Here is a 12878-nt window from a genome sequence, read left to right as displayed (position 1 = left end):
GCTACTGCATATGCATGCGTGATGACATCTTCTTCGCTGCAACCTGCTGAGGAAGTATCGCCGCCGGAATGCCCTTCGTTTTGCCATTACCAGAAGGGGCCGATCGTGCCCCGCTCCCCAACGTCATCAGCAGCGGATGTTGCAACGTTACGATTACTGCCGTACAAGGCGTCTTACTCGTGCAGACATAGCTGTGAGTTGTGTTCGCGTCAAAATAGATAGCGTCTCCCGCTTCAACGTGATGCACAGTCTCCCCATGCCGCACGTCAAGCGTTCCCGACAGAAGATAAAGAAACTCACACCCACCATGCTGATGCGCACGTGGCGAGCGCCCCTCCTTTTCAGGAAGAAACTCTGCGAAGTAAGGATCGAGCTGTCGATCAGGAACGAGATATCCAAGACTTTCGAAGAAGTACGCGGGGTCGTCTGCTCCGGTCTGCGGCAGGCGCACACGTTCAACACGCCGATGCAGCCGAAACAGTGTCTGCGGCTCTGGATCGAAGAAGTAGCTTAGGTCCTTCGAGAAGACCATGGCGATGCGCGCAAGATTCCGCAGCGTTGGCACAACCCGCCCCGTCTCAAGCTGCGACAGAAAGCTGGCGGAAAGTCCGGTGTGACGCCCCAACTCAACCAGCCCCATCGACTTCTTTAGCCGAAGATGCTTGATACGCTCGCCAATTCGCTTCTCCGCGATGAACGACTCCGCTGCCTCGCCGTCCACCTGAAGATTCTTGTGATCAGCCTGTCCATTCGACCCCGAGCCCGATGGAAGATTAATTGACTCGGAAAGCGTGGTCGCAGAGTTCAACGTTGCTGCGTCTATCGTCGTCGCGGAGGTGATATTTTTGGCCATAAGTTTATTTCACTGTGCTAAAAGATGTTGAAACGCTATCAAAAGATGTACGCGTGAACATCCTTTTTGGATTGGATGCATTTTTTTAAAGTTGCGGATACCCTCGCCAACGGTCGTCCCAATCCCAACGGGCGGATAACTCTGGCCTATGATGACTAAAGACAGATGAAGTTTTCGCCTAATCCTTCTAACCTGCAGATCCATCAGTGGCTTGTCACAGGAGCATCCGCGATTCTGGTCGCCTCCGCGGTGGGCTGCGCCAGTCCTGGACCACCCCGCGCACCCTCGCTCAATCTGCCAGAGGTGATAAAAAACCTGACCGTCGACCGAGTGGGCGATGAGGTGAGGCTCCATTGGGACACTCCATCTAAAACCACCGATCGCATTGATATCAAAGGCCCTGTGACAGCGGAGATCTGCCGCGTCCCCGTCCCGTCGCATGCTTCATCCCCCTGTACGGTTGTAAAGCGCCTGCCGGTTCAGAGCGGCCCCACGCAGGCGGCCGACGTTCTCCCGCAAGCCCTGACTGCCGATCCCCCGGTCCTCCTGGCCTATCGAGTTCAGCTCGTCAACGCCAACGGTCGATCCGCAGGTCCGTCGAAGGAGGCCTTCGCTGCCGCAGGCGCTGCACCCCCACCTGTTGAGCAGCTTCATGCAACCGCCATACGCGAAGGCGTAATGCTGGAGTGGCAAAAGAAGGACACAACCGCGGACGTAGAGCTCGACAGACGCCTCGAACGACCCGGCGGCGTCCCCACTCCACCTGCTCCAACCAGGGTGGCGCCAACAAAGACCACGTCCAGGTCACACAAGTCGCTAACTCCAGCGTCTGCTCCTCAGTCCAAGCCGCAGACCGTGTCCATGACCCCAACGATTCCGGAAGAGATTAAACTTCAGACCCCGAAAAAGGCACTCGACGCAGGCGGCACGGTTGATAAGACCACGCACATCGGCGAAAGCTACATCTACACCGCTCAGCGAGTGCGCTATGTCACCCTCGACGGCCATACCGTTCAACTTCGCAGCGTCATATCGTCACCCGTAACATTCGCCGCGCGAGACGTCTTCCCACCGCTCGTTCCCACCGGCCTGGAGGCCGTCCCGGGAGGCGCAACACCAGCCGATCGCTCCATCGATCTCTCCTGGACCCCGGACACAGAAGCTGATCTCCTGGGCTATAACGTGTATCGTCAGAAAGTTACTTCAACCGGCGAAGTCGCGGGTACAGCTGCGCGCCTGAACTCCATCCCGGTCGTAGGTCCTGCCTACCGCGACCAAACAGCTGTCCCTGGCCATCGCTACTCCTATCGTGTCACTGCAGTGGATGCCACAGGGAACGAGAGCGCACCAAGCACCTCTGTCCAGGAAACCCTAAGGGAGCAATAAACAGCATGCGTTACTGTAAGTATCTGTCGTCTGAAAGCGGCACGCCTCTTTCACGGTATGCTCTGGTCGAAAAGCGCAACGGCGTCCTTTGGGCGACCCTTCCCATGCAGGCCCCGCAAGAGGACCTCACCTCTCGAATCCTCGGTGGCGTACCCGTCCCAACGCTCGCGATCGACTTCGAACCCACCCCACTCTCCGATCTTCATCTTCTTCCTCCGGTTACTCCCTCGAAGATTCTCTGCGTTGGCCGCAACTACCGCGATCACGCCGCCGAACTAGGCAACGACGTCCCCACCGAGCCTCTCCTCTTCCTCAAACCGCCATCGTCTCTCCTCGGTCCCAAGGGCACCATCCGCATGCCGGCCATCTCTCAGCGTATTGATTACGAAGGAGAACTCGGAATCGTCATCGGCCGCCGCTGCTACAAGATCGGCCCCGACGAAGACGTACGCCCTTACATTCGAGGCTACGTCTGCGTCAACGACGTCACCGCCCGCGACATCCAGAAGTTCGACAGCCAATGGACTCGCGGCAAAGGCTTCGACACCTTCTGTCCCGTCGGTCCCATCGTCTCCGACGAGATCGACCCCTGCGGATTCGAAGGAAAAGCAGGATCCCCAGTCACCGTCGTCACCCGTCTCAACGGCGCCATCAAGCAGCAGGGCTCCACGCGCGACCTCATCTTCCCCATCGCCGAGCTCCTCCGCTACATCACCGCCACCATGACCCTCGAACCGGGCGACCTCATCCCCACCGGAACCCCGGCAGGAGTAGGAGCCGTTCAGCCGGGTGACCGCATCCAAGTAGAAGTAGACGGTCTGGGTGTCCTCGAAAATCAATTTGCAGCCCAGTAACACCGGCCGCGCACACTAAACTCACAAGCGAAATCTCTCAGAGCTTGATAAAATCTGCATCAACAGCCAAGGAGAAAGATTATGGCATCGTTACTCGAACAGCTTCGTGGTTACACCACCGTCGTCTCCGATAGCGGAGACTTTAACGCTATCCAGCAGTTCCGCCCGCAGGACGCGACCACGAATCCATCGTTGATTGCCGCCGCTGCCGAGAAATCTGAATACCAGTCCGTCGTCGACGACGTACTCAAAGCGGTACGCAAAGAAGCAGGCCCCAACGTCTCGGACAAAAAAGTTGCCGCAATCGCCTTCCGGCCTCTCGAAGTCGCCTTCGGCCTCAAAATCCTCGACATAGTCCCCGGCCGTGTCTCCACCGAGGTCGACGCTCGCCTCTCCTACGACACCGAAAAGTCCATCGAAGAAGCGCACGCCATCATCGCCTTATACGACAAGGCCGGCATCTCGCGCGACCGCGTTCTCATCAAGCTGGCCTCCACATGGGAGGGCATTCGCGCTGCCGAGGTCCTCGAGAAGGAAGGCATTCACTGCAACATGACCCTGCTCTTCGGTCTTCATCAGGCCGTCGCAGCTGCCGAAGCTCACGCTACTCTCATCTCGCCCTTCGTCGGCCGCATTCTCGACTGGTACAAGAAGGACACCGGCAAAGACTACGCCCCAGTCGACGATCCTGGCGTTCACTCCGTCACAACCGTCTACAACTACTACAAGAAGTTCGGCTACAAAACTGTCGTTATGGGCGCGAGCTTCCGCAACATCGGTGAGATCACCGAGCTTGCCGGTTGCGACCTCCTCACCATCGCGCCGAAGCTGCTTGATGAGCTTGAAAAAACCCAGGGCAACCTGCCGCGCAAGCTCGATCCTGCCAACGCCCAGAAGTTGGACATCAAGAAGATCCCGATGGACAAAGCCACCTTCGACAAGATGCACGCCGAAGACCGCATGGCCACCGACAAGCTGAAGGAAGGCATCGACGGCTTCTCCAAAGCCATCGTCGACCTCGAAGTGCTTCTCGAAAAGCGTCTCAGCGAGATCAACGAGCCAGCCACCGCAGCCCGCTAACCCCCCTAAAAAAATCAATCCTTTACCTACTCGACGGCCAACATAAAAGGCCGTCGAGCTGCGTTCAGGCAACCTTTTTCGCTACACAACTCCACCTCGCCGACCTCCCTCTAAACAAACAGAGGTGAACATATGCATAGCGTTAAGATTTTTGCAGCAACCGCGGTCGCCGGTCTCTGCTTTGCAGCACATACTCCGCAGGCAAGCGCGCAAGTCAGCGTCAACATCGGTGTCGCGCCGAACTGTCCCTACGGCTACTACGACACCACTCCCTACGGCTGTGCCCCATACGGCTACTATGGCCCGGAGTGGTTCAACGGCGGCGGCGTCTTCATCGGTGCAGGCCCCTGGTACCACGGCCCGGAACACTTCTATGGCCACGTCGACAACCACTACCATCCCGATTCCGGCTACCACGGCCCCTACCCCAACCGTGGCGATCACCCAGCGCCAGAGCATCACGTCGACCACGTGGAGAACTTCCACGGCAACGAGATGCGTGACGGACGCGGCCACACTGGCGGCGGAGAACACGAAGGCCACCACTAATTAAATCGCTCGCGAAGCGATGAAACGATGAAGATGTAACGAACGACGAACTTCGCATCAGCAACGCAATCGAAAAGGCAGACCTCCCATAATTTGGAGTGTCTGCCTTTTCATATTGCACCTTCGTCTCAATTAAAAACGGAGCAGCCTATCGCTGACCACTCGCGATCGCGATCACTGCAGTATCTCCCACCGATGCAGTCAACCCCGTCACTCCTTTGGAAGGCACCATCCCTACCCTATGCTTGGTCGCATACATACGCTGGTCAGCAATCCTAAGCAATCGAACGGAGTCATGAGCATCATCCGGATAGATTGCCACGCCAAGGCTGGCCGTCATGATCATCGACTTTCCTTCGACTACGATCGGTCGCTCCACAGCATGCCGCACCGAGTTCACAAAGTGTTCCATCGACTCATCCTGCTCCGCGTCCGTTGCAACGATGATGAACTCATCGCCACCCAGCCGCGCCAGCGTATCGGAGGCCCTGATGCCTCTCTTCAGGTTGCTCGAGACCTCGCGCAACACCTGATCGCCCGCCTGGTGCCCCATCGTGTCGTTGATCTTCTTGAACCCATTCAGATCCACGATCAGCAGCGCCATTCGGCTGCGCGTCCGTTCGCAGCGTTCGATCGCACTCTGGAGCCGGTCAGCAAACAGCCGACGGTTCGGCAGCCCTGTCAGCTCATCATGCAGTGCCAGCCACTCGTTGCTTGAGATCTGCTCTTCCAGCATCACCAGAATCATTCCAATCGAGATCAGCGACTTCTGCATATTCCAGATATGCGACGCAATGTCGGCATAGGAGCGGTACGACACAATCCACGGATGCAGAAGAAGATTCAGCGACCAGATCATAAAACCAGTCACAATCGCCAATCTGCCGGTACTTTCTCTCGGCAGTCGTCGCTGGAAGTTGAACGTCGCAGTCGCATAGACGCAACACAAACTCCAGTACACCGCTGCCCGATAGTTGGCCATATGGATCAGGTATCCCAGCGCCATCCATCCGAAGACGTGCAGCGCCGCTAAATGCCAACTACGCCGCAGGTAAAGCGAACTGGCCACGCCAATCACCAGACCTGTTGCAATGCAAGGGAAGTAAACGATCGGTGTATTGAGGTGCAGCCCGTACATCGTGGTCAGATCGAGCAGTGGCAACGCGTTCAGTGTGAGATACCAAAGCCTGGATCTTGAAGAGATCGAGTAGCCGCCCGACGCCCACACGAACACTATCCCCGCCAGCAGATAGCAGTCCATCACGACCACATGCAGAATCCTTTGCGGCGGCCCGTCGTGTGCGTAAAACGTATGGGCCACCGCTTCAACCAGAGTGATAAAAAGGCCTAGCAGCCACAGATTCGTCCGTTCCTGAGGATGCCGGTGACGCAGCAACAGCAGAATGACAATGAGGAGGGCCAACGCGAGAAGGTCTGGAAGGAACGCAAAGTTCATTGGGCCCCGTGCCACCTCGCTTATTGGATTTGGCCTCAACCGGAGACCTCAGCGAGATGCAATTTACCAGTTCGGCGATAGATTGCAACAATAATCCATCGACAACCATCGATGAGAACAGAAACTCCCAACCGCCACCCAAGTCGACACGACCTCAAGGGGCGCCTCTCACAAAACACGAAATATCTACAGACCACCCGGAGGAGCTATCACCAGCCGAATCGAAGAGGTAGATCCCGCGTGCTCTTTAAGGTAAAGCGGAATTCGTTCCCAAAAGGTGTCACCATACCCGCTGGCGGAGGCATTTTTTCAAGCCAGCTGACAAACTTTTATTTGGGCCCTGTCGGATTGACGCACCCATGAGACGGATAGATCGTTCCTTGTTCCCAATTATCTGTTATTTCCCAGCAAAACCATCATTAAAATCCCTCCCACCACAGCTGCAACGCTTCAATACTCATTTCTCAACAACTTATCGCTGCCTTTCACCAGTGTGAAGTTCGACGCGACTCAAATCGATACTGCGCAATGATTTGCACTCATCTTCGTATCTCTCCGCTACTCCCAGACGCAACCAATGCGCTGAAGTTTGAGAGCACGCGACACGATTGTCAAGGCTTCAAATCGATAAATGAGCACGGTAGCTTAAGCGGCACTCTTCACTTCACAAGCTGCGAGCCTTCTAAGAACGCTCCCACAAGATGGTCGGAACTGCGATCTGCGCAACTTTTCATCAGCACGTGCCGTAACAGATCTAATGTCGCCGATGACAACGCGCGAGTCTGCCTTGACGTTTACGTGGATTTGGATCGGAGTTGCGCTCTTCCTGACAGCCTTGGCGGGGTCCGCGTTCGTTACTCCCGGGCTGCGGCCTCTTCATCTACTTCAGGCATTGATCTACATTGCGATTATTGTTCTGTCGCGCCGTAACAGTCCATGGGGCTACGGAGCTGGGCTCACAATTGCAATGTTCTGGAACGCCTTCAGCCTCTTCGTCACTCATCTGATGCAAGCTGGCCTGGAAGAGCTGTGGTCTCTACTCCGAACTGGCCAGTTGAAGCGGCCAGACACATTGATGGTGCTCGTTGGAGGCATCGGGCACTTCATTCTTATCGCCGCTTGTCTCGCCGCCATCTGCCATCGCGACGCCGACAACAGGAGATGGTGGAAGTTCGCTGGCGGAGGCGTCTTGGTGCTTGCCTACTTTGCGCTGATCGTCGCCGTCGCGCGACCGCGATAAACGTCAAACTCAAAGCTTTCGAAGGCGATGCCTTTCCAAAGACATTTTGGGATTTCTTCTCCGGCATAACCATCAGCCGTCTTGCACATGAGACGGGAAGACATTCGCCTTAAGTAAAGTCGTTAGCTCAGTGTCATCGGCCATGCTTTCGAAACTGACATCCTTCTCATGGCAAAGAAAAAGGGCCGGGCGATGATTCGCCCAGCCCATCTCTTCAACATTACCGGTGACCACCGCCGCCACCACCACCGCCGTGGAACCCACCACCACCGGAGAATCCGCCGCCGCTATGGAGCCCGCCACTCGATACCGCACCGCCACGGAAGCCATAGCCTCCACGGTAGCCGTAGCCTCCGCCGAATCCGACGCCTCGCCCGTAGAAGCCGCGGCCGTACACAAACCCACCGCCATACAGGTAGTACGGCGAGTAGAAGCCGAACCCGAAGGGGCTGAAGAAGGGTCCGCCACCTGGGATCCAGTCATACGAGTAGAGGTAAGGGTCCCAGTCCCAACCAGGAGCGAACCCGCCGTAGCCATACGCCGGGCCGTACCCGGCATACTGCGCTGCAAGGTCGACGCTCGCCTCCCCCAGATACTGCGAGCGCAGGCTGCTCCAGCGATACAGATCGTCCTGTGAGCGATCCTTGTCGAATCCAACAGGCTTCACCGCCTCACCGGTTAGCGCTAGCTGATGCCCACCCTTCACGTCGATCGGTTTCACGCTACTCTGCAGGTTGTCGCCGGGATAGACCGCTGCCTTGCCATCAAACGTTCGAACCGTATTGTTGTCGGCGTTGAACTCATACAAGCCGTTCTTCAGGATCTGGGTCTGACCGCCCTTCTGATCGATCAGGATCCGATTCTGCGGATAGAGCTGGTCTGCCTCCACCTCAGCGCGCCCACGCTCCACCGAGACTTCGGTGTGCGTCAGATCCGGAGTGATCATCTTGACGGTGCTGTTTTTATCCAGTCGCAGAAAGACGCCCGGCGTCAGCAGCACTTCGACCTTACCGTCAGCCGTAGCAAGATACTGACCTGGTTCGAGTCCAGCCTGACCGACAGATTGAGCAGAGACCTGATGGCCATCGATAGAAGCCTGGCCTTCAACGTAATTGAGAGTTCCTGGGCGGGCCTGGTTTGCGCCTTGTTGTCCAAAAGCCGGCACTAACAGAGTCGTCAACGAGAGCAGGAGAAGTGATTTGAGCCCCGACATATCCGTAAAACCTCTATGGTTTTAGATGTGCCTTGAGGCGAAAGGTCACAACCCGTGCAGAATGTGCCTGGCTATGTAACCCAATCTGGGTCAATAAGTTGCTATCACGCCGATCGATTCTAAAGTGGTCTCCGGCAGGCGATCGCCATACTCTTCCACATGTACGGAAGCCGACCAGCACCTTTGAATCGAATATCGCGAAATCCAGCTTCTTCGAGAGCATTGCTCAGAGTCTTCGCTGACCAGAACTTGATGTGTCCATGGTCCCAAAGAACGGTAAAGTGCTTATCCATGCTCCCTGTAACCGCCAGCGCCAAATTCTTCAGATAGCCGTGATACGGCGTCGTCACCACCAACAGCCCTCCAGGCTTCAGTACGCTGTATGCGGTTCGAAGGAAGGCTTTGGGGTCATAGAGGTGTTCAACCACCTCGGTGCTGATCACCAGGTCCACTAAACCTACCTGCTTGGTGAGATCTTCAGCCGACGTTTGAGAGTCGCCAAGAATGAAGTTGATGTCAGGATAGTTTTTTTTGGCAATCTCGATCCCCGTGGTTGAGAAGTCGGTTCCGTGGAGCATCCAGCCGCGGTCTCTGTAGAGCGATAGGAAGCTTCCGTTGCCGCAGCCCATGTCCAGGATCACACTGTGGGGAGGAACATCTTCGACAAACTGATCCACGATCGGCTTCAGGTAAGAGTGGCTGACTTCATGATTTGCAGCGGTGTACTCATAGCTGATTCCCAACTGCTCTTCGGTCTTCACGTCTACCTCGGGTCGTCATATCGACGCTGTCTTCAAATAACTTCGCATGTTTTTTGCTGCAGGCCCAGGTATGGCCTGCCGTTAGGATCATCCCCGACCTTCGCCTGACTCTCCCACAGATAACACACTGACGTAGGCCTTTGACCTCTTTGTTGCGGAGCCAGCACCAGAACCGGATCAAACATACCGTGATCACATAGCCTCCGGGTACCGCACCAGAATAACAAACGGTTAGCGCGTGGCTCGTGTCGTTTTCGTATCTGAGAGACCGAAAGCTCTCCGCTCGAATCAGGTAGTCTCACTTATTCCCAAAGTAGACCCTTCAAAATAAAACTGAAAAAGCTGGCGCATTTTTCGCCAGCTTTTTTATGTAACCTGCAGCAACACAATTCACCACGAACGCACCACATTCACCATGCAATTCACCACGTTTTGCGCACCAAAAATCGCAGAAACCCCTGCAAAAACACCACTCCACCACGCCCAAAAAAACCTACAAAATATAGCGCGAAAGATCCTGATCCTTCACGATTGAAGCCACCTGCTGACGCACGTATTCAGGGTCCACCACGATCACCTTCTCTACGCCTGTCGCGGTCTGACGCTCAATCACCGGCAGCGGCGGCGAAGGCACCTGCACCTCCGAAGTAAGTGACGCAGAAACAGGTACTTCCGCCACAACTCCCTCTTCCGTTACCTCAGCCCGCGGGCTCTTGAACAGATCCGGCGCCTGAAAACTGATCTCATCCAGCACTCGCTCCAGAATCGTATGCAACCGCCGAGCCCCAATGTTTTCAGTTGTTTCGTTCACCCTGAACGCAAACTGCGCCATCTCCGCAATCGCCTCCTTCGTAAACTCCAGCTTCAATCCTTCAGTCTCCAAAAGCGCAGTAGATTGCTTCACCAAAGACGATTTAGGCTCCGTCAAGATACGAATAAAATCATTCACGGTCAACGAGTTAAGTTCAACACGTATCGGAAAACGCCCCTGCAACTCAGGAATTAAATCACTCGGCTTCGAAACATGAAACGCTCCAGCCGCAATAAACAGAATGTGATCGGTCGAAACCATTCCATACTTAGTGCTAACTGTAGTCCCTTCAACAATCGGCAGAATATCGCGCTGAACACCTTCGCGCGAAACATCCGGCCCATGACCACCTTCGCGTCCGGCAATCTTGTCGATCTCGTCCAAAAACACAATCCCTGAGTCTTCAACACGTTCCACCGCAAGCCGCGTCACCTGATCCATGTCGATCAGCCGACTCTCCTCCTCCTGCACGAGATAGTCGAACGCCTCCGCGACCTTCATCTTTCGCTTCTTGGTGCGCTGCCCAAACAGCCCCGGCAACATGTCCTTTAGATTGATGTCCATCTCCTCCGAACCCTGGTTGGAGATGACCTCAAAACTCGGCTGATTGCGGTCGCGCACGTCTAGTTCGACGGTGCGCTCGTCCAGCTTGCCTTCACGAAACTGCTGTCGCAGCTTCTCTCTGGTCCTGTGCTCACGATCTCCCGGCTTCTCCTCGGAATCGTCCACCACTGTCGTAACCGCTGGCAATTGAATGACATTGCTCTCCGGTTCAGGAGCAGCCGCAGCAGCCGGAGACGCAGGCGTCGGAGGCAACAACAGGTCGATTAGCCGATCCTCGGCAGCCAGTTCAGCCTTGTCTTCAACCTCCTCCATCTTCTCTTCTCGCACCATGTCGATGGCGATCTCCACCAGATCACGCACAATCGACTCCACATCGCGGCCAACATATCCGACTTCAGTGAACTTTGAGGCTTCCACCTTGAGAAAAGGCGAGTTTGTGAGTTTCGCCAGGCGTCGAGCAATCTCTGTCTTTCCAACGCCCGTAGGCCCGATCATGATGATGTTCTTCGGCATGATCTCGTCGGCTAGTTCGGGCGAGAGCTTCTGCCGGCGCATCCGATTGCGCAGCGCAATCGCAACAGCACGCTTGGCCGCATGCTGTCCGACGACGTACTTATCCAGCTCTGTGACGATCTCACGCGGCGTCATTTCGTCGAGTGCGAGCGCCTGATCTTCAGCGGCTCCAGGTAGAAAAATTGCCATGATGCGGTACTCCTAGTCGCGCTATACGTTGCGACGAAACTTTGAAGGTTCTACGAAGGATGAATGCTATTGGTTCGCTGGCGTCTCGGACTTCAGCTCTTCAATGGTCATCTGGTCGTTCGTGTAGATACAGATCTGTCCAGCAATCCTTAGACTCTTCACGGCGATCTCCCGAGCGCTTAAATCTGTGTTTTCCATCAGTGCCCGGGCACTGGCCAGGGCATAGCTGCCGCCGCTGCCAATGGTCGCAATCCCTTCGTCGGGATCGATGACGTCACCAGTGCCTGAGAGGAGAAAGGTCTGCTTCGGGTCGGCCACAATCAGGAGAGCCTCCAGCTGGCGGAGCATCTTGTCGGTGCGCCAGTCTTTAGCAAGCTCCACAGCTGCACGGCCGAGATTACCGGCGTACTGCTCCAGTTTTACCTCGAATCGAGCGAAGAGCGAGAAAGCGTCCGCGGTCGAACCGGCGAATCCGGCAAGCACTTTGTCCTGATACAGGCGGCGAATCTTTTTTGCCGAGCCCTTCATGACAGTCGCTCCCAGCGAAACCTGTCCATCGGCTGCCATTACGACGGAATCGCCACGCCGAACACAGATTACAGTCGTAGACCGGATGCGCCGTCCATCGCCGAGATCGAGAGGATGGGCAAGGCTGGACGTGGCAACAGAGGCAGTTTTTACAGAAGGGGACGACTTGGCAGGGGAATTGAGAGACGGCTTCATGGGCAAGCTTCAGTATATCGCGCAATGGGGCGGCAACTTTAATAGAACAGACTGGTTCCTCCACGGCCGGAAAGTTGTGTACTCAGGCAGCACCTCCCTCCTGCTAACCTAGCCGCTATCAGCTATGCTTTTTGGCAGAGTCCTGTGCTATTGCTGATTCCAACCCATCTGCCGCTCTCACTCCGTTCTCCGCGAGTCGTCTTTGCTATTGGAGCGACTGCTGCGGCCGCAATTGGATTGGCAAGTTATGTCCTTACTCGTCGTAAACCCACGGCGGAAGAGTTAGAGCGTGAGCGTCGTGACCTGCTGGCGCGGATCGGGCGCATCACGGACGGGACCATCATGGACACGATGGTTGCGGAGGTCCGCAGTCCTGCTTTGGATCTCGCGGATGAGACTGAACATATCAACGAGGGCCCTCTCACCCCTGACATGATCGTCTACGTTTACCGCATCGCTGGAGTGACATACGAATGTGCTCAGGATGTCACCATGCTCGCCGAGCTGGTGCAGGGTATTCGTACCGATCTGCCCATCCAGGTTCGGTATGCACCGCAGAATCCTGCCAACAGTATTGTTGTAGCGGAGACGTGGAGCGGTTTGCGGCTCAGCCCTTCGCAACCGCCCCGGAACGATTCGCAGGAGGAAGCGTCTTAGTCTCCGGAGCTTGATGAAAGCCGGAAAGT

The 12878-nt window shown here is 55.9% G+C and carries 12 protein-coding genes; 6 read left to right on the top strand and 6 right to left on the bottom strand.

Annotation, left to right across the window (positions count from 1 at the left end; all coding sequences use genetic code 11):
* Window position 1 precedes the first annotated feature (1 nt).
* Entirely contained in the window at window positions 2–853 is an 852-nt protein-coding gene (locus RBB82_RS08915) for a helix-turn-helix domain-containing protein (RefSeq protein WP_433974769.1), read from the bottom strand.
* A gap of 165 nt (window positions 854–1018) precedes the next feature.
* On the opposite strand from RBB82_RS08915, the gene RBB82_RS08910 reads away from it, so the two are divergent.
* The 4 genes from RBB82_RS08910 (at window position 1019) to RBB82_RS08895 (ending at window position 4722) form a co-directional block, all read left to right on the top strand.
* Window positions 1019–2239, top strand: coding sequence for a fibronectin type III domain-containing protein (locus RBB82_RS08910; protein ID WP_433974768.1), 1221 nt, complete (start codon window positions 1019–1021; stop codon window positions 2237–2239).
* A 5-nt stretch (window positions 2240–2244) separates the two neighbouring features.
* Window positions 2245–3093: a fumarylacetoacetate hydrolase family protein gene (locus RBB82_RS08905; RefSeq protein WP_433974767.1), complete on the top strand. Its 849-nt coding sequence runs from the start codon at window positions 2245–2247 to the stop codon at window positions 3091–3093.
* Window positions 3094–3174: 81 nt separating this feature from the next.
* Window positions 3175–4173 (top strand): transaldolase, encoded by a 999-nt coding sequence (locus RBB82_RS08900; RefSeq protein ID WP_433974766.1) that lies wholly within the window; start codon window positions 3175–3177, stop codon window positions 4171–4173.
* 132 nt (window positions 4174–4305) lie between these two features.
* The gene (locus RBB82_RS08895) at window positions 4306–4722 is read left to right on the top strand and encodes a hypothetical protein (RefSeq protein ID WP_433974765.1); all 417 of its coding nucleotides are present in this window, start codon (window positions 4306–4308) and stop codon (window positions 4720–4722) included.
* A 148-nt stretch (window positions 4723–4870) separates the two neighbouring features.
* Here RBB82_RS08895 and RBB82_RS08890 read toward each other — a convergent pair whose 3' ends face one another.
* A complete protein-coding gene (locus RBB82_RS08890) occupies window positions 4871–6178 on the bottom strand; it encodes a diguanylate cyclase domain-containing protein (protein ID WP_433974764.1) in 1308 nt (435 codons plus the stop codon).
* 757 nt (window positions 6179–6935) lie between these two features.
* Here RBB82_RS08890 and RBB82_RS08885 point away from each other — a divergent pair.
* The gene (locus tag RBB82_RS08885) at window positions 6936–7418 is read left to right on the top strand and encodes a hypothetical protein (RefSeq protein ID WP_433974763.1); all 483 of its coding nucleotides are present in this window, start codon (window positions 6936–6938) and stop codon (window positions 7416–7418) included.
* Between the two features lie 220 nt (window positions 7419–7638).
* Here RBB82_RS08885 and RBB82_RS08880 read toward each other — a convergent pair whose 3' ends face one another.
* The 4 genes from RBB82_RS08880 to hslV all read right to left on the bottom strand — a co-directional run bounded on the left by RBB82_RS08880 (window position 7639) and on the right by hslV (window position 12192).
* Complete coding sequence (locus tag RBB82_RS08880) at window positions 7639–8631, bottom strand: FecR domain-containing protein (RefSeq protein ID WP_433974762.1); 993 nt, start codon at window positions 8629–8631, stop codon at window positions 7639–7641.
* Window positions 8632–8750: 119 nt separating this feature from the next.
* The gene (locus RBB82_RS08875) at window positions 8751–9392 is read right to left on the bottom strand and encodes a class I SAM-dependent methyltransferase (RefSeq protein WP_433974761.1); all 642 of its coding nucleotides are present in this window, start codon (window positions 9390–9392) and stop codon (window positions 8751–8753) included.
* 493 nt (window positions 9393–9885) lie between these two features.
* A complete protein-coding gene (gene hslU, locus RBB82_RS08870) occupies window positions 9886–11469 on the bottom strand; it encodes an ATP-dependent protease ATPase subunit HslU (protein ID WP_433974760.1) in 1584 nt (527 codons plus the stop codon).
* 66 nt (window positions 11470–11535) lie between these two features.
* Window positions 11536–12192, bottom strand: a complete 657-nt coding sequence (hslV, locus tag RBB82_RS08865) for an ATP-dependent protease subunit HslV (protein ID WP_433974759.1) — start codon at window positions 12190–12192, stop codon at window positions 11536–11538.
* Window positions 12193–12342: 150 nt separating this feature from the next.
* On the opposite strand from hslV, the gene RBB82_RS08860 reads away from it, so the two are divergent.
* Window positions 12343–12849 carry a hypothetical protein gene (locus RBB82_RS08860; protein ID WP_433974758.1) on the top strand — a complete coding sequence of 169 codons (507 nt, stop codon included), beginning with the start codon at window positions 12343–12345 and terminating at the stop codon, window positions 12847–12849.
* Window positions 12850–12878: the final 29 nt, after the last annotated feature.

Source organism: Tunturiibacter lichenicola (assembly GCF_051013355.1).
GTDB lineage: Bacteria > Acidobacteriota > Terriglobia > Terriglobales > Acidobacteriaceae > Edaphobacter > Edaphobacter lichenicola_F.
This window is presented reverse-complemented; position numbering and strand designations above follow the sequence as displayed.